Origin of the sequence: Pseudoalteromonas sp. MMG024, assembly GCF_021654175.1 — a bacterium.
Taxonomy (GTDB): domain Bacteria; phylum Pseudomonadota; class Gammaproteobacteria; order Enterobacterales; family Alteromonadaceae; genus Pseudoalteromonas.
In genome coordinates, this window is record NZ_JAKFZO010000001.1 from 173,130 (window position 1) to 190,821 (window position 17,692).

19 protein-coding genes and 1 tRNA gene are annotated in these 17,692 nt (G+C 41.1%); 7 read left to right on the top strand and 13 right to left on the bottom strand.

The features are described from left to right. The first annotated feature begins 203 nt into the window (after positions 1–203). The 5 genes from edd to L1068_RS00780 all read left to right on the top strand — a co-directional run bounded on the left by edd (position 204) and on the right by L1068_RS00780 (position 4,502). The gene (gene edd / locus L1068_RS00760) at positions 204–2,066 is read left to right on the top strand and encodes a phosphogluconate dehydratase (RefSeq protein WP_237128638.1); all 1,863 of its coding nucleotides are present in this window, start codon (positions 204–206) and stop codon (positions 2,064–2,066) included. A gap of 12 nt (positions 2,067–2,078) precedes the next feature. Continuing rightward, on the top strand, positions 2,079–2,708 hold the full coding sequence (locus tag L1068_RS00765) for a bifunctional 4-hydroxy-2-oxoglutarate aldolase/2-dehydro-3-deoxy-phosphogluconate aldolase (protein ID WP_010560260.1): 630 nt from the start codon (positions 2,079–2,081) through the stop codon (positions 2,706–2,708). Between the two features lies 1 nt (position 2,709). Continuing rightward, complete coding sequence (gene gap / locus L1068_RS00770) at positions 2,710–3,714, top strand: type I glyceraldehyde-3-phosphate dehydrogenase (RefSeq protein ID WP_237128639.1); 1,005 nt, start codon at positions 2,710–2,712, stop codon at positions 3,712–3,714. Positions 3,715–3,793: 79 nt separating this feature from the next. Continuing rightward, positions 3,794–4,072: a hypothetical protein gene (locus L1068_RS00775; protein ID WP_237128640.1), complete on the top strand. Its 279-nt coding sequence runs from the start codon at positions 3,794–3,796 to the stop codon at positions 4,070–4,072. A gap of 97 nt (positions 4,073–4,169) precedes the next feature. Then, on the top strand, positions 4,170–4,502 hold the full coding sequence (locus L1068_RS00780; RefSeq protein WP_237128641.1) for a membrane lipoprotein lipid attachment site-containing protein: 333 nt from the start codon (positions 4,170–4,172) through the stop codon (positions 4,500–4,502). Between the two features lie 66 nt (positions 4,503–4,568). Here L1068_RS00780 and L1068_RS00785 read toward each other — a convergent pair whose 3' ends face one another. From L1068_RS00785 to L1068_RS00815, 7 genes are all read right to left on the bottom strand, one after another. Next, a complete protein-coding gene (locus L1068_RS00785) occupies positions 4,569–5,510 on the bottom strand; it encodes a LysR family transcriptional regulator (protein WP_237128642.1) in 942 nt (313 codons plus the stop codon). A gap of 65 nt (positions 5,511–5,575) precedes the next feature. Further along, on the bottom strand, positions 5,576–7,282 hold the full coding sequence (gene aceK / locus L1068_RS00790) for a bifunctional isocitrate dehydrogenase kinase/phosphatase (RefSeq protein ID WP_237128643.1): 1,707 nt from the start codon (positions 7,280–7,282) through the stop codon (positions 5,576–5,578). 20 nt (positions 7,283–7,302) lie between these two features. Continuing rightward, positions 7,303–7,944 (bottom strand): TIGR00730 family Rossman fold protein, encoded by a 642-nt coding sequence (locus tag L1068_RS00795; protein WP_237128644.1) that lies wholly within the window; start codon positions 7,942–7,944, stop codon positions 7,303–7,305. After that, positions 7,941–9,053 (bottom strand): hypothetical protein, encoded by a 1,113-nt coding sequence (locus tag L1068_RS00800; RefSeq protein ID WP_237128645.1) that lies wholly within the window; start codon positions 9,051–9,053, stop codon positions 7,941–7,943. The genes L1068_RS00795 and L1068_RS00800 overlap by 4 nt, the downstream gene beginning before the upstream one ends. Positions 9,054–9,217: 164 nt before the next feature. Then, positions 9,218–9,294 (bottom strand) — tRNA-Val (locus L1068_RS00805). 182 nt (positions 9,295–9,476) lie between these two features. After that, a complete protein-coding gene (locus tag L1068_RS00810) occupies positions 9,477–10,490 on the bottom strand; it encodes a DUF3080 family protein (RefSeq protein WP_237128646.1) in 1,014 nt (337 codons plus the stop codon). Then, positions 10,462–11,817 (bottom strand): MATE family efflux transporter, encoded by a 1,356-nt coding sequence (locus L1068_RS00815; RefSeq protein ID WP_237128647.1) that lies wholly within the window; start codon positions 11,815–11,817, stop codon positions 10,462–10,464. Before L1068_RS00815 ends, L1068_RS00810 begins: the two co-directional genes overlap by 29 nt. 66 nt (positions 11,818–11,883) lie before the next feature. On the opposite strand from L1068_RS00815, the gene L1068_RS00820 reads away from it, so the two are divergent. Then, a complete protein-coding gene (locus L1068_RS00820; RefSeq protein WP_237128648.1) occupies positions 11,884–12,513 on the top strand; it encodes a riboflavin synthase subunit alpha in 630 nt (209 codons plus the stop codon). Positions 12,514–12,528: 15 nt separating this feature from the next. On the opposite strand, the gene L1068_RS00825 is transcribed toward L1068_RS00820, so the two are convergent. Further along, a complete protein-coding gene (locus tag L1068_RS00825; RefSeq protein ID WP_237128649.1) occupies positions 12,529–12,732 on the bottom strand; it encodes a CPXCG motif-containing cysteine-rich protein in 204 nt (67 codons plus the stop codon). A 60-nt stretch (positions 12,733–12,792) separates the two neighbouring features. After that, positions 12,793–13,668, bottom strand: a complete 876-nt coding sequence (locus L1068_RS00830) for a fructosamine kinase family protein (RefSeq protein WP_237128650.1) — start codon at positions 13,666–13,668, stop codon at positions 12,793–12,795. A 211-nt stretch (positions 13,669–13,879) separates the two neighbouring features. Here L1068_RS00830 and L1068_RS00835 point away from each other — a divergent pair, with 211 nt between their 5' ends. Further along, a complete protein-coding gene (locus tag L1068_RS00835; protein WP_237128651.1) occupies positions 13,880–14,584 on the top strand; it encodes a DUF445 domain-containing protein in 705 nt (234 codons plus the stop codon). Positions 14,585–14,679: 95 nt separating this feature from the next. Here L1068_RS00835 and L1068_RS00840 read toward each other — a convergent pair whose 3' ends face one another. The 4 genes from L1068_RS00840 to cobT form a co-directional block, all read right to left on the bottom strand. Continuing rightward, positions 14,680–15,030 (bottom strand): DUF3718 domain-containing protein, encoded by a 351-nt coding sequence (locus L1068_RS00840; RefSeq protein ID WP_237128652.1) that lies wholly within the window; start codon positions 15,028–15,030, stop codon positions 14,680–14,682. Positions 15,031–15,286: 256 nt separating this feature from the next. After that, a complete protein-coding gene (cobO, locus tag L1068_RS00845; RefSeq protein WP_237128653.1) occupies positions 15,287–15,883 on the bottom strand; it encodes a cob(I)yrinic acid a,c-diamide adenosyltransferase in 597 nt (198 codons plus the stop codon). A gap of 2 nt (positions 15,884–15,885) precedes the next feature. Continuing rightward, positions 15,886–16,653, bottom strand: coding sequence for an adenosylcobinamide-GDP ribazoletransferase (gene cobS / locus L1068_RS00850; RefSeq protein ID WP_237128654.1), 768 nt, complete (start codon positions 16,651–16,653; stop codon positions 15,886–15,888). Further along, entirely contained in the window at positions 16,653–17,666 is a 1,014-nt protein-coding gene (cobT, locus tag L1068_RS00855; protein WP_237128655.1) for a nicotinate-nucleotide--dimethylbenzimidazole phosphoribosyltransferase, read from the bottom strand. The genes cobS and cobT overlap by 1 nt, the downstream gene beginning before the upstream one ends. Positions 17,667–17,692 lie beyond the last annotated feature (26 nt).

Genomic DNA, 17,692 nt, shown 5'->3' on the forward strand with positions numbered 1-17,692 from the left:
AAGAAAAGCACTAAAATTAGGGTTGACACCGGTGTCATGGATCGGTTTTAATAATGTGACACCGGTGTCATGGAGTGGTTGTGAGAGACGCTCGATATCGGACCTTTGAACGGGTAGACAAAGTCGCTCGGTACTTAGACTAGCAGGAGTCTCTAATTTAAGTACTGAGCCTTTTTCCCAAATCTTTATGAATGAGTGCGAAAATGCTACATCCAAGAATCCAAGAAGTAACCGAACGAATCATTGAACGCAGTAAAGCAACGCGTCAAGCGTATTTAGCGCGTATGACAGCAGCTAAATCTAAAAAACGCGTACGTGCTGGCTTAGGTTGCGGTAACCTTGCACACGTAATGGCAGCCTGTTCAAGCTCAGACAAAGCATTATTAACCAAAGACGAACAACCTAATCTAGGTATTATCAATTCATACAACGACATGCTTTCAGCGCATGTGCCTTACAAAGAATACCCAGATCTTATTAAAAAGGTTGCAACCAAATTTAATGCCACTGCACAAGTTGCCGGTGGCGTACCTGCTATGTGTGATGGTGTAACGCAAGGCCGTGATGGCATGGAGCTTTCACTTTTTTCCCGTGATGTGATTGCAATGTCTACGGCTGTTTCACTGTCGCACGATGTTTTTGACGGCGTATTCTGCCTTGGTCTGTGTGACAAAATTGTCCCTGGTCTGGTAATTGGTTCATTATCTTTTGGTCATTTACCAATTTTCTTTTTACCTGCAGGCCCAATGCCATCAGGTATTCCAAATAAAGAAAAAGCACGTATTCGTCAAAAATTTGCGCAAGGTTTAATCGGTCGTGATGAACTACTTGCAGCAGAAAGCGCGTCATATCACAGTGCAGGTACATGTACTTTCTACGGTACTGCTAACTCTAACCAAATGTTGATGGAAATTATGGGTCTGCACCTGCCGGGCAGCTCGTTTGTAAATCCATACACAGAATTACGTGATGGCTTAACGGTTAACGCAGTAGAAATGATGCTTAACCAGCTGATCACCAGCCAAGATGCCAATCCAATTGGTGAAATTGTCAGTGAAAAAACTATTGTGAATGGTTTAGTTGGTTTACTTGCGACGGGCGGTTCAACTAACCACGCAATTCACTTAGTTGCAATGGCAAAAGCAGCTGGCGTAGAAATTACGTGGAAAGACATGTCGGATATTTCTGAAGTTGTGCCATTGCTTGCACGTGTTTACCCAAATGGTTCGGCAGATGTTAACCACTTCCATGCAGCAGGTGGTTTACCGTTCTTAGTGAAAGAACTATTAAAAGGCGGTTTCTTGCATGAAGATGTGAAGACCATTGTTGGTAATAGCCTAAACGATTACACCAAAGAGCCAGTAATTGATACTTCAGTAATTGCTACCGACAACCAAATTGCAGCGAAAGTGAAATGGCAAGATTGCCCAGAAAATTCGCACGATGAAGAAGTACTTCGCCCAGTTACAAATCCATTTAACCCGCAAGGTGGCTTACAGCTATTAACGGGTAACTTGGGCCATGCTGTGATTAAAGTATCTGCGGTACAAGAGCAGCATCAAACAGTGACAGCACCTGCAAAAGTATTTAATTCGCAAGCGGGATTACAAGATGCCTTTGCTCGCGGCGAGCTTGAAACTGATTTTATCGCTGTAATTAAAGAGCAAGGCCCCAAAGCGAAAGGCATGCCGGAGCTTCACAAGCTAACGCCAATTATGGCAACGCTGCAAGACAAAGGCTTTAAAGTAGCGATTGTTACTGACGGCCGCATGTCTGGCGCATCAGGTAAAGTGCCAGCGGCTATTCACCTTGCGCCGGAAGCAGTCGAGGGTGGCTTTATCGCAAAAATCCGCGAAGGTGATGTGGTAACACTTGATGCACCAAATGGCGTATTAAAAGTGCATGTTGCTGATGATGAATTTGCACAGCGTGAAATTGAAATTAGCGAACAAGTTCAAACTTTTGGTACAGGTCGTGAGTTGTTTGAAGGTATTCGCCAAACGGTATCTAGCGCAGATTTAGGTGCCAGTGCATTTGGTCTTATCTACCCAAATACAAACCAATAACAGGAAGTAAAAATGAGTATTGAAAAAATTCTTCAAGCAGCACCGGTAGTCCCTGTTGTTGTTATTAATAACCTTGAAGATGCAGTGCCACTTGCAAAGGCATTGTACAACGGTGGTTTGCGCGCATTAGAAATTACCCTGCGTACACCGGTAGCGGTAGAAGCAATTAAACAAATTAAACAAGCATTGCCAGAAGCGTACGTTGGTACTGGCACTGTAATAGATAAAGCAACTTTTAACGCATCAATTGAAGCGGGCGCTGATTTTATGGTGAGCCCTGGTGTTAACGATGAGTTATTAGCGCTTGCCAGTGAAACTGATGTGCCATTTTTACCAGGTGCCGCAACACCAAGTGAAGTGATGCAGCTGGCAGCAAAAGGCTTTGGCTTTTTAAAGTTTTTCCCAGCAGAAGCCGCCGGTGGCGTGCCAATGTTGAAGTCAATTTTTGGTCCACTACCACATGTTAAGTTTTGCCCAACTGGCGGTGTAAGCCTTGCCAGTGCACCTAACTATTTAGCACTACCGAATGTAGTGTGTGTAGGTGGTACTTGGATGTTAGATAAAGAATTAATCGCAAATAAAGACTGGCAAGCAATCGAAGAGTTAGCGCGCCAAGCAAGTAAAGTGAATGAGGGTGAATAAGATGATCAGAGTAGCTATTAACGGTTATGGCCGTATTGGACGCAACGTATTACGCGCGCTTTATGAGTCAAATCGCGAACAAGAAATTAAAATTGTTGCAATTAACGACTTAGCACCAGCTAATGTAAATGCACACCTTACACAATATGATTCAGTGCATGGTACGTTTGGTAAAAAAGTAACGCTTGCTGAAAACACGCTGGTTATCGACAACGACGAAATTGCATTAGTACAAGAACGCGATCCTGCAAACTTGCCTTGGGCTGATTTAGCTGTGGACATCGTGCTTGAATGTACGGGTCTTTTCACATCGCGTGACGCAGCAGCAAAACACATTGAAGCGGGTGCAAAACGTGTAATCGTATCTGCGCCAGGCACAGATATGGACGCAACAGTTGTTCACGGTGTTAACTCAAATGTGTTAAACGCTGATAGCATTATTATTTCAAATGCGTCATGTACAACTAACTGTTTAGCGCCTGTTGCTAAAGCGCTTAACGATACTATTGGTATTGAGCAAGGCAGCATGACAACAATTCATGCTTACACTAACGACCAAAACCTATCGGACGTGTACCACAGCGATCTATACCGTGCACGTAGTGCAACACAAAGCATGATCCCAACTAAAACGGGCGCAGCAAAAGCAGTAGGCTTAGTATTACCTGAGCTTGCTGGTAAGCTAGACGGCATGGCGGTACGTGTACCAACTATCAATGTATCACTTGTGGATTTAACCTTTGTTGCTAAGCGTGACACGACAGCTGAAGAAGTAAACGCAGCGGTTAAAGCAGCAGCTGAAGGTGCAATGGCAGAAGTACTTGAGTACAACGAAGCACCTCTTGTATCAATTGATTTTAACCACAACCCTGCATCATCAGTATTTGATGCAACGCAAACTAAGGTTGATGGTAAATTAGTTAAAGTAATGGCTTGGTACGATAACGAATGGGGTTTCTCAAACCGCATGCTTGACCAAGTAACAGCATTAGGTAAGTTTTTATAATTTACTCTACTGACTAATTTAAAACGGCTGCATTTGCAGCCGTTTTTGTTTTACAATGCTAAAAAACAAAGGATTGTTTATGAGTTTAGTATCACAGCCTGCGACATGGTCGCACTCAATTGCCAAGTCTAAATTGCGCGTTATCGTATTTTCACTTCTTCATTTCGCTTTACTGTTTCTTGCCCTTTGGTTGATGTTTGATCAAATGTCACTTAAGCAGGATCTTAAGGCACTTACGTTTACTGATTTACTTAGTTCGAGCAGCTTAGTGTTATTTATTGGTGGATTTTATCCGTGTTTCTATCTGTATGCCATTTATCGTTTACTTGAAACGAATGAGTCAGACTCTAAGTTATAAAAGTCTTATGGTCACTGTAAGCTTGTTATAAAATGCGCATTATCACCTAATTTTATTTACGTTTATTTTGTTTTTGTTTTAGTTTTTGTGAGGGAATATGAAAAAATCATTGTTGGTTATTTTTGCTTTATTATTTTTAAGTGCATGTAGCGAACCGTTACCGGACGATAGGTTATCGTATGCTGGGGAGTGGTCGAGTAAAGAAATGTATTTGCTAATCTTACCTGACGGTACAGTATCTTATAAGCGCCTAAAGGGCGGCGGTAGCACCGAGGTTAATGGGCCACTTAAAGAGTTTCAAGGGGATGATTTCATTGTGGGTATAGGATTTTTAACGACCACCTTTGATGTAACTGAACCACCTTCGATTGAAAACGAACAGTGGGTCATGACCGTCGATGGTGTTAAGCTCACCAAACGCGAGGAATAATCTTCCATTTAGAAAAAAGCCGACACTAGTTTTGTCGGCTTTTTTATACGTTATCAACAGCTTCAGTTAGCTTGAAAGCGTTTCTGCTACATCGGCAATTTGTTGGCGCAGCCAAATATGACTCGCATCACGGTGTAATAATGGACTCCAAATCATATCGAGTTCAAACGGTGGAATTGGGAATGGTGGCTCGACTATTTTTAGTGCGTTATCGCTTTCATAAATTTTAGCTACTTTGGTTGGTAGCGTGGCGATTAGGTTTTGTGCTTTAGCAAGGTGTATAGCCACATGGTAATTACGAGTGAATGATGCAATATTGCGGTGTTTCCCAAAGTGAGCAAGCGCTTCGTCGACCCAGCCAAGTTTTTGTACATCGGCAGGGTCCATGCCCACACCCACACCAAAACCTGTTTTACTTACCCAAATATGACGGGCTTTTAAGTATGCATCTAAGCTGTAGTTTTCTAATACGGGATTGTTGGCGTTCACCACGCACGAAAAACTGTCTTTCCATATGCGTTTTTGGTGAAACGATTGCGGTAAATTATCAAACCGGTTAATCGCCATATCGACTTTGCCATTTTCTACGTCGTGAAAGGTAACATCACTTGGCGTAACAATATCGAGCGTTGTATCAGGGGCTAAGGATTGTAAGCGGCTTAATAACATAGGTGCGAGGGTGCTTGCAGCGTAGTCGCTGGCCATGATACGAAACACGCGATTGCTGCTTGCTGGTTCGAAATCCCGGTTAGGCTGCAGTGTTTCTTCAAGGGTTAATAATACCCCACGGATCACAGGCTGTAGTTCTTTAGCGCGCTCAGTCGGTACCATGCCATCACTGGTTCTCACCAATATTGGGTCGTTTAACAGTGCTCGCAGGCGTTTTAAACCGTTACTCATAGCGGGTTGTGTAATGTTTAACTGATTCGCTGAACGCGTCACATTACATTCTCTTAGCAGGGTATCTAAATACACCAACAGGTTTAAATCGACTTTACTAATATTCATTTTATTTATGTGGCTAAAGTATTTTATAAAAGACTTTAATAAACGAATGAATAAATAACAAGATGTTATCGTAATTTAAATCTTAGACTTTCGGGGTAAGGGTAAATATCTGTACTTATGCCTTGTTTTATTTTTTGTTGTTCATCACGCCAGAAACTTGCGGTACTGAGCTCAGGGTGTTGGTCGAGCAGCAAAGCTTTAATATGTGGATCTGTGGTAACAAATGTGGTGAGTTGCTCAATAAAGACATCTTGTGGCGCAACTGAGTAGGCATCGGGGTAATCAAAATAACCGTCTGATTTAGGTAAATCGCGGAAATTCATATCGGTTAAGTACTGCACTTCGTCATAGTCATAGAAAATAACGCGTTTGTGCTTTGTTACGCCAAAGTTCTTTAACAGCATATCGCCTGGAAAAATGTTGGCCGACATCATCTCTTTAAGTGCTTGGCCATATTCGCCCATCACATGGCGTTTATCTTGCTCGTTTGCATCTTGTAAAAACAAATTAAGCGGTGTCATACGCCTTTCAATGTAAAGATGCTTAATAATTAATAAGTCACCGTCAAATTCGAGTGAACCAGCAATTGATTTCTTAAGCCGGTTTAATAAAGGCTCTGGAAAGCGAGAAATTGGGAAGGCAACATCTGAAAATTCAATGGTATCGGCCATGCGTCCGACTTTATCGTGCTGTTTTACCAATTGATATCGTTCAAGTACGGTGCGTCTGCCAAAGGGTTTACCATCACCAAATTTATCGCGAATAACTTTAAATACATACGGGAAAGTAGGGTGGGTAAATACTTCCATAACCATACCCGGCGTACCTGCGGCTACTTCGAAATCTTCCTTACACGAGGCTAGATGGTTTAAAAATTCGCGATAAAACTCACTTTTACCTTGTTTATGAAAACCAATAGCGTTGTATAGCTCAGCGGGTGTGCGGTTTGGCATAAGCTGATTTAAAAAGCTTACAACGCCAGACGGCGAGCGAGTATTGACCATAAAGTACGCCCGAGCAAAGCCAAACACTACACGCATTTGGATTGAGTTTGTTAGCACGGCATCAATATACAGTCCTTTATTTTTTTTGTGCAAAATAGGAATAATAAACGGCTGTACGCCATTTTTGCTGACAATACGGCCGACAATGTAAGCTGCTTTGTTGCGATAAAACGGTGCTTTCAATATATCAAAGCGCATTTGGTGGTTGCGCGAGTTTACATTAGGTGCTTGCTTAACAAAGGCCTTAACAATATTTTTTATATCTGATTCAAGGTCGATAAACGCTGCTTTTAAGTCGAATTGAGCGAATATTTGTTTAATGGTGGGCAAAAGGCCATCGACGACAGGAAAAAAACTTTTGTATTCTTCTTCAACCGGGACCAGTGGCGCGGTTAAAGTACTTTCAACAAAAATAAAATCGTTATTAAAATATTTGCGGTGGTATAAGCGGCAAAATACCGAATTAAAAAAAGTTTCAGCCAGCTCGGCTTGCGGGTGAAAACTCAGTAAATCGGTGTACTCGGCTTTCGTGGCAAGCCATAATTCGGTATCAATATGTGAGGCATCAATGCGGCGTTTTAACTTTTCAATACATTCATTTACGCGCTTGTCGTAGTAACTAATACGTTCAGCGCTAATGCGTTGCATTGATTGCCAATCGGCATTGGCAAAATGCACTTGAGCTTGCGAGGTTAATCCTTGGAACAACGAATAGTGATGGCTAAACCCTTTTAAAATTAAGTTAGCAATAACCTGGCTCAACTGCATTTTTATATCCTTTATTGTTATTATGGGTGTTGACGACCCCGAGCGTGTTTAACAATAATCGCCACCGCTTCTTCGATATCATCGGTTACAGTGAACAACGAAAAGTCACTTTGGTCAATCAATCCTTTTTTAACTAGCTGTGCTTGCATCCAATCAACCAGCCCTTGCCAAAACTCTGAGCCAAATAGCACGATAGGCATTTTTGAAATGCGGCCAGTTTGCAGTAAAGTAAGTGATTCAAATGTTTCATCGAGTGTACCAAAGCCACCAGGCATACAAATATAGCCCATAGAGTATTTTAAAAACATTACTTTACGGGTAAAAAAATAGCGAAAATCAAGAGGTTGATTTTGGTATGGGTTAGGTACTTGTTCGTGTGGCAGTTCAATGTTAAGGCCGATGCTTTTGCCGTTTGTTGCACCGCGATTGGCCGCTTCCATGATGCCAGGGCCACCGCCAGAAATTACTGCAAACCCTTCTTCGACAAAGCGTTTGGCAATATCGACGGTTGCTTGATAGTACTCATCGCTTTGCTCTAAGCGTGCTGAGCCAAAAATTGAGACGGCTGGACCTGTATCTGATAATTTATCAAATCCATCGGCAAACTCACTGATAATACGAAACATGCGCCATGATTCGTCACCCTTTAAATCATCGATCATTGTGCATCTCCTTTTAATACCATAAACCATGCGTCAATATAATCCGGCATATGTCGGTTTGCATCGTAATAGGCGTTAATGCCTGGGTAACTGCCCGCTAAATAGTCTAGCTGATACAAGTTATTTTCAAATGCACCACCGGTATCGGCCATCACTGCCATGCGGTATTCGCTATGACTTTTAAAATCAAATTGCGCAAAAACTAATGCGCCCAGCCCGAATTGATAAATATCTCCTGCAAACGTTACTTCAGGTAATACTTCAATTTTATGGTCTGCGTCTTTGCCATAGCCTAAAATGCCATCCACTTGTTTAAAGTACCAGTAACGATTTTGCAAATATGGCTTAATTGCACGGTCGTAGGCAATGCCGTTATTGCGATGCACATTGTAAACACGCTGCTGCCCGCTAACCTCAACGACGATAGTGCCTTGTAAAAGCGCTGACTCTAAATCTTCTCGTGACAGATAAACAAGCGGTTTTGCAAGTTTATTGGCGTCAATCACACCATCTAAAATAGCTTGTTTACCGTATTTGAATCGCGTTAGGTGTTTTTGTGTATTTGCGTCTTCTAGCGATAGATGTTGTTCATCAAACGGTAGCGCATAAAGTGGAAACGGTGTTGCGGTTGTTTTGCTGTCACTGCCGCTCGCTAAATGCACATAGTATTTTGTCATTAACACTTTATCGGCGGTGAGATTTTTAAGTAATGGTTTTTTGTTACTTAGTTTTTTTGCATGTTTTGTGTCTGAACTAATACGATAGAAATCATAGTACTTTGTTAGAAAATCAAAACTTGTAAGCTGATGAGTCTTATTCATATCATCGTGTTTGGCAAATTCACACAGTGATTTTAACGTTCGTTCGATGTCTTTCTCTGTAATACCAAATCGCGCAAGTTTATTTGCATGGATCACTGCAGGGTCGTATTCCTTGCCCAGTGCACGATAGGCAAGGGTATTACCCGCAACCTGACAAAGCTTGTTGCTGTCAGTATTAATTTTAAGGCTTGTTGGCGGCGTTTGTTTGCTAATTGAAAAAGAATTTGCGAACAGGTGAGTTGAGTATATAACGCAAACTAGAAAAGAAAGTAGAACATTAAACTTCATTTAAACATCAATAAGTAAGCTAAGTGATAGATGCCAGTTTACTGATTTCAAAAGCGAGAAGCTAGAAAAACGCATAGACGCTGAAGCTAATAGAAGAAATTTAGTAACGAAGAGTAAAATTAGATACAACGAATATTTAAGCGAGAATATAGTTTGGAAGTAAATGGTGGGTCTGAGTGAATTCGAATCACCGACCTCCACGATGTCAACGTGGCGCTCTAACCAACTGAGCTACAGACCCTCTATTTATGGTTCGCATTCTACATAGAATTTTTTGTTGCACAAGCAGAATTTTCACCAAACGCGTTTAACTGATGGATTTATATGCAGTTTGCTGGGTTCTTTTATATTCATGTTAGACGGATGTAGGTATTGAACATAAGTCTAAGACGACGCCAACTCAACCACAAAAGAACATCGGGCTTAGCCTGGTTGAATTTTGCAGCGTTTATACAGTTGTTGCCACCAAGTAACATGTGCAACTGAATAGTGTTTGAGCCTGTTATCGAGTGAAAGCGGATGAATTTTTAAATCACTTTTGTAAGGTTGTTGATTCTGATTTTGCCAAAGGCCAAGTAATGCTGGCTTTACTTGCATATATTCCTGCAACAGATCGTTGTGATAGCCTTGTATTTTGCTGCCATAGAATTTACTAAAAATATTTGTGAGTACGGTTGCGCTTTGATTGTTATGACCGGTTTTACAAATTTCGCTAAACGAGACAGATTCGAGCGCTTTATTTTGCTGCTGCAGTATAAAAATCTGCTCGTACAAAGCACGCAATAAACTTGGCAAATAGTTGTTTTTAAATAGTGTTGCTAAATGTGCTTCTAATTCAGCGGTGTTTATTTGGTTAAATTCTTGATTTACCAACGCGCTTTTAACGCTCGCTAAATAATTTAAGGTATTGAGCGTGTGTTGCTTTTGCGTTTGGTTAACATCAAGCAGTGAATAAGATACAGGTAAATAAAGCGAGGCAAGTTGCTTGTCTAAAAACAGCATTTTTTCCCAATAGGTAAACAGCAAGCCAGCTTTGTGTTGTTTTACTTCGTTGAGCTGCTTCGTAAGCTCAGCGTCGTTAAGTGTCGCAACACAATTAGGTACCATCTGGATAAAACGCACGTTATATACAAACTCGCTGCTTGGACCGCTGACTTTCCCCAGCTGTGAATTGCGCTCAGCAATCAATTGACCTAATTGGCAGTGTTGTAACTTATTAAGTTGTAGAATGCCAATAGTGTTGGCATCGATATTGGAAAAGGTTGGCACAACCAACTTTTTATTGTCTTGATAGGGGGTAAGTTCGGGTAACGTGAGCTGTGTATTTAAGCGTGTGTGGTACTCTAAATTAATCTCGCTAGGTGCTTTTGAGCACCCAGCAAGTATTAAAATAATTAAGGTTGTGGTACTAAGCGTTATTAAATGGCGCGTTAGCAAGGCGCTTCCTCACAGTATAAATTAATAAAACGGCTGCGGTTGATAACCCAACAATAATGCCGAGCCAAAAACCTTCTGGTCCCATAGGCTCAACAATTAAATCAGTTAATGCTAATACGTAACCTAAACTAAAACCGATTAACCAGTACGATATAAATGTAATATACGAAATAGGCGCGGTGTACTTTAAGCCACGTAAAATACCCGTCGCAGCGACTTGCAACGCATCGGGTAATTGATAAAAACACGCCAGAATTAAAATCGCGCTGGCGAGGGCGATAACTTCGCTATTATCACTGTAAACACTACCGATCACACTACGTGATAAGAAAGTAATAAGCGCCACTAGCGTTGAAATCATCAGTGCTAATAACAAACTAGTTGATACGGTACTTTTTACTGCGGCATAGTTTTTTTGTCCGGTAAGATTGCCAACACGAATACAAATGGCGAGCGCTAGGCTCAGTGGAATCATAAATAATACCGTTGATACACTTGCTGCCACTTGGTGACCTGATACTGCAATTGCCCCAAGCGGTGCAATAAAAAGTGGAATACAGGCAAATAGCGTTACTTCAAAAAAGTGTGCAAGGGCAATGGGGGTGCCAAACTTGGTAATCGTTAGCTGTGTAGCAAAGTGTGGTTTAATTGCGCGAGAAAATAGAAAACGACCTTTTAGGCGTTTTGAGTACAGCATATAAATAAACAAACTGAACGCCATTGACCAATACACAATAGCCGTGGCAATTCCGCAGCCTGCACTGCCATAGGCGTCGATACCGAACTCACCGTGAATGAAAATATAGTTGGCGGGAATATTAATTGCTAAGCCAATTGCGGCAATGTAAACCGCGGGCTTGGTGTATGCCATACCTTCGCAGACACAGCGAAGTACATTGTAAATTAAAAAGCCCAGTAAGCCCCATTTCACATAGCTAATATAACCAAGGGCAAGACCTGCGACTTCAGGTTCCATTTTGATATAAGAAAGCGGAACATCAACAAAGAATATGAGTGCTAAACCAAGTGCTGCAAGCACCAAAGCTAAGTAGAACCCTTGATACATATCATGGCGAATCGCAAATAACTTCTTCGCCCCAAAGTTTTGCGCCACCATACCCGTTAAAGCCAATAATACACCCAGTAGTGTCAGTAAAACTGGGTTCCAAATACCTAACGCAATGGCAAGCGCTGCTAAATCATAGGCACTTACTTGGCCCGCCATTACGGTATCCACAACGCCCATTAAAATCATGGTAACTTGGGCAATAAAAACAGGGATAGCCAAGCGAAGAATAAATCTCGCTTCAAAAACATTAAAGGACATACTTGCGCATTCTAGCAAAATAAGGAAAATCGTAGTTTACTGAATGTAGAGATAGATAGGAATTAAATGTTTACTGGTATTGTACAAACAAAGGCGTCGGTGGTATCTGTTTCCAAAAGTGGTGAAATTATGCGCCTAGTTTTGTCTACTCCCAACGCATATTTAAATCATTTGGACATTGGTGCGAGTATTTCAATCAATGGTTGTTGCCTTACTGTGGTGGAATACGAACTCGGACATAAAGACGTAGTTGGCCAAGTGCATTTTGATGTGATCGACGAATCCTTGAAGCTCACCAACTTAGGTAAATTAAAACAAGGTGAAAAAGTAAACTTTGAACGCTCGGTTACCTTTGGTACTGAGTTGGGCGGACATATCGTCTCTGGGCATATCCATACCGTTGCAAAGCTTACGCGTATTGAACGTGAGCAAGATAACTGCGCAATGTTTCTGTCGTTACCGGAAAAATGGCTCAAATACATTAACTACAAAGGCTTTATCAGTGTAAACGGCTGCAGCTTAACGGTTGGCGAGGTCACTCACAACGGATTTTACCTATACCTAATTCCAGAAACGCTAGAAGTAACCAATTTGGGCCTTGCACACATTGGTAGCGAATTTAATATCGAGGTGGACCAACAAACCTATACTATCGTTGAAACCATCGAACGTTATATGAAAGCGAAAGGTCTCTAATTGCTGCCGAAAGGTTTAAAAAACCTGTTCGTCATCACTGTCGACACTGAGTTCCACTTTGTTGTAAATCCTATCTATGTGCATATTTAAATGGATAGGATTCCAACAGGCTGCACAGTCTTCGTAGTATTCTTGGTCGCCGAGTGTTGTATCAAGTTCTACATCGACATGATTGCCACAATGCGGGCAAGTGATCCGTTGAAATTTATGGTCTCTCATAGCAGTTTCCAACAATAAAGACACTTGTTAAAGTGTAGTCGAAAACCTTAATTTTACCCGCTAGTCTAGACCATATCGTTGCTGGATTTTAACAACTTGCATATGCGCATCTTCAATATATTGATTACCAAAAATATTTCCATGATTAAGCACGTGGTACAAGTTATAAATATGCTTTCGTTCTTGGTAAGTTTTGGGCAGTGGATAGGTATCTTGATAGCCAACATAAAAATCATGGTGAAATTTGCCAAACAGCTCGGTCATGGCAATATCGGCTTCGCGGTCGCCATAGTAGCATGCTGGGTCAAACACGCTCGGTTTGTGTTGGCAAAAGCCTACATTGCCTCGCCATAAATCACCATGCAGTAATGATGGCTGACAATGATGGGTATGTAGTATTTGCTTTATTAAATCGACAAAGCGGTCAATATCCACCAATTGAACGCGTTTTTCGGCCAGCAGTTGCAGTTGAAAACCAATTCGCTGTTCGGCAAAAAAAGTATCCCATTTTTTATGCCACTCATTGGGCTGCGCTGTTAAACCAATGTAGTTATCTAAATCAAAGCCAAACATTTGTTGTTGATGTTTTTTATGAAGTTCAGCTAATGTCACACCAAAGTGATACCAATCAGTTTCGCTGCCGTCATCTAAATCAAGCCATTCAATTACATGGTAGGCAAACTCGTTACTTTGACCGACAAGCAGCGAATCGGCAACGTAAAAAGTGCTTTCTTTGGTAAGGGTGTTTAAACCAATGCGTTCTTGTTCAAAGTTATCGAGTTTGTCTTTACTTGCGACTTTAACAAAAAAATTCTGCTTATCATCTGAAAGTTTATAAAGCAGATCATCTCCAGAGTTCGACAGTTGAATTTTGTTCGATATAGCGAGGTTACAATGTAGGGTTTTTGACAGTTCGGTGATTAGGGCATTCCACATAATTAAGTCCTTCGCAGCGATTTAGTTTGCTAATGGCGCAAGCACAAAGTTGAGCAACACACTAACTATAGTCAAGGCTCATTATTTTTGAGCACCGTTTACAAAAAAGCACATAAAATAAGAAGAAATTCGGCTTTTTGCCCTTGCTTCTAGCCAAACCCAAACTTTAAAATAGCGGCGATTTGGGTTTAGCTGAAATTTGGAGGGTTAGTTGAACAAGCACGCTATCACCAATCTTGTCGCTGTGGTGTTGACAGTGACTGGTTTTGTATTGTCTTTACCGTGGTTACTTAGCATTGGTTTATTTGCGTTATCAGGTGCGCTAACAAACTGGCTTGCTGTGCACATGTTATTTGAAAAAGTACCCGGTCTTTACGGTTCGGGTGTTATTCCAAATCAGTTTGAACAGATTAAATTAGCCATTAAGCGCTTATTTATGTCGCAGTTCTTTACTCAAGAAAATATTAATAAGCTAATGTCAGCAGAGCTGGATAATAGCGAGAATGGCATTGATTTCACGCCGATCATTGAAAATACTGATTTAAACCCTGCGTTTGACTCGTTGGTAGATGTGGTTGAAAACTCGCAATTTGGCGCGATGCTTGGCATGTTTGGTGGGACAGCAGTACTTGAACCAATGAAACAGCCGTTTATTGAAAAAATGCAGTCATCGCTTATTGAGATCAGTAGCTCTGAAGTATTCCATAAAACAGTGCAAGCACAGCTAACCTCTAACACCAGTGCAGAAAAGCTCCAATCAAAAATTGAAGCGATTATTGAGGCGCGTTTAACCGAGTTAACGCCTGAACTTGTCAAAGAGCTTATTCAAAACCTTATTAAAGAACACCTAGGCTGGTTGGTTGTTTGGGGTGGCGTATTCGGTGGTTTATTTGGCTTACTTGCTCATTTTATTTAAAGTCGGCTACCTCTTAAAGAGCATTACGTAAAAACGGAGGCTGAGCCTCCGTTTTCTTGTCTTATTCCCGTCATTATTCAAACACCCTGTTAAGGTTACTTGCTGCCTGAAACATAGATGATTTGTTTTTTCGCCATTGCTAAGTCTTGAATACTGGTTGATGTTTTAACTTCTAAATTTAAATATTTACCAGTGCGGTTAAGGCTATAAGTATTTGCAAATTTCGCCAGCGACATATCATTACACGTTAGTTTATCCGCTAGTGAATGCTTTTTAAGATAAGTTTCTTTAAGTTCACGATGTAGTTTAAGCGGTTTGTTTGTTGTCATTGCCATACAAAGCGCAGTACCCGGCGAATTATCTGCCGCGACAAATTGTGTATCTGCAGATGCGTTTACTGAAGCGAATAGGGTGGTGCTAATAAGTACTGCTGCTAAAACTTTCATGTTAAATTCCTCATTCCAACATTAATTAAAGTAAGTGTTCACGTTTTTAATTGAACGTACTTATATAGTCGCTGAAACTCGAAAAAATGCTGTTAACCTAACGTGACAGGGTGTAAAAGAGTATTTCAAATGTGTCACTGGCGCATAAAAAACGCCACTTTTCATGGCGTTAATATGTGACATTTGCAATAAATTGCTGAAATTATTTTTTAACTTTTTTCATTGCTGAAGTAATTACACGTTGCTTTGCATGAATTTACCAATCGATGCCTTTACGCGCTTTTACGCCGTTGTCAAATGCATGTTTCACATTACGTACTTCGGAGACAGTGTCAGCGAGCTCTTCTAAGTTACGGTGTGCAGCGCGACCGGTCACAATAACGGATTGCTCTTTTGGGCGGTTTGCAATCGCCATTAATACATCATCAAGGTCAATATAGTCGTAATTAATCATATAAGTGATTTCATCAAGTACCACCAAATCTATTGTGTCATCTGATAAACATTTTTTGATGTCTTGCCACACTGCTTGCGCGGCTTGTGTATCTGATTCTCGGTTTTGTGTTTCCCAAGTGAAGCCTGTCGACATAACAAAAAAGGTGGCGCCGGCATTTTCAAGTAAATTGCGCTCACCACACTCCCAACCACCTTTAACAAATTGTGCTACTGCTGCTTTTTGCCCATGGCCTACAGCACGTGCAACCGTGCCAAATGCACTGGTCGACTTTCCTTTACCATTACCAGTGATAACGAGAAATAGTCCTTTCTCTATGGTTGCTTTGGCAACTTTCTCATCGACCGCTTTTTTGATTTTTTCTTGACGCTTTTGATGTTGTTCAAATTTATCTGACATTGTTATTCCAAAAATAATAAAACTAAGCAATATATCAACACTTCGAAAATTTGCTGAGCCGCGCCCAAACAATCTCCGGTATAGCCATTAATGTGTTTTTTAAACCAAGCGATAAGTACGCTGCGAACCGCGAAACAGGTCACAATGAGTACTATAAGCTGTAGTAAACTCATGCCATATAAAAATAACACAGCACATAGTACACAAAAGGCAAGCCATAAACGGCTCTGAGCGCTGCTTGGCAAGTGTTTGGCAATTGGTTTTACCTTGCTTGTGGCGTCTTCTGTGACATAGGGGCATGTGCCAATAATACTGGTGGCAAATGCACGGCTAATACCATGTGCAGCGATTAATGCCATGACAATATGACTTGTTGTAACCAGTGTTTGATACTTGATTGCAAACAGCGAAATCAGAGCTAGTGTACCATAGGTGCCAAGGCGCGAGTCTTTCATTATTTCCAGTTTTCTATGGGCATCGAATGCACCGCCAAAGCCATCGGCAACATCTGCTAGGCCATCTTCATGAAAACCGCCCGTAAGTAATAAACCAATAATTAAAACCAGTACAACCGATACGCTAATTGGCAACACGAGTTGTAAAAGGTAAACACATAACCCGAGTAAACAACCAATAAATACGCCAACTAGTGGAAAATAACCAGACGCCTTGTTGAGTTTGTCATCACTGTAGTCGTCTATATGAATGGGAATACGCGTTAAAAAGCTGAGCGCTAATTTAAATAATGCGATTTCATGTTGTAGCGTCATTACAAGGAAATTCCCAAATCTTCAAAACTGGCCATATCATTGTAAAAGTTAACGGCTGCCTCAATTAACCCTAGACAAAGTGCGGCGCCAGTGCCTTCACCCAGTCTTAAAGAAAGATCAAGTAATGGCTCTACCGCTAGTTTTTCTAACATTAGGCCATGTGCGGATTCGTTTGATTTATGGGCAAAGACTAAATTAGTTCTAATACTAGGTTTGATTGCCAGGGCAATGGCCGCTGCGCTCGTTACAATAAATCCATCAACCAATATTAATTTGTTGTGTTTAGCAGCTTCCAGCATGGTAAAGGTCATAGTAGTAATCTCAAAACTACCTAGTTGGCGCAAAATGTCGAGCGGCTGGTCGCTGTCTACACGGTTAACCGCCTTACTTATAAGCGAACGTTTGTTGTTAAATTGTTGCTGGTCAATGCCAGTGCCATGCCCAACCACATTTTCTACTGGTAGCGTAAATAGTTTTGCAAATATAGCACTTGCTGGACTGGTATTACCGATGCCCATTTCGCCAAAGGCTATTAGATTAGTATCTAGCTGTTGTAACAAGTTTTCACTATGCAAGCGTGCTTCATCGAACTGTGTTTCAGTTAAAGCCGGCTCTACGCTAATATCACCACAAACATTACCCAAGCGCGCGTTTATTAAATTATTATGCGTTGGTAATTGGGTCTGAATACCGCAATCCACCACCTTTAATTGCCAATTTGTTGACTTTATAAAGCTATTGATTGCTGCTTGCCCATTTAAAAAGCAACTCACCATCAGTGTAGTAACGTCACTCGGAGCAATACTGATATTGTGTTTAGCAATACCATGGTCGCCAGCAAACACAAGTAACGTAGGATTTAAAATAGATAATGAATTTGCACTGCTTGGGGTAAGTTGTAGCGTAGCAATTTGCGCTGCAAGTTGTTCTATTTTACCTAGTGAGCCTAGCGGTTTAATCTTACCATTAATGGTATTTTGAATTGTGTCGGCAATATTGTTGCTGGTAGACATCTGGATTTCCAAATATTTTTTAGTTA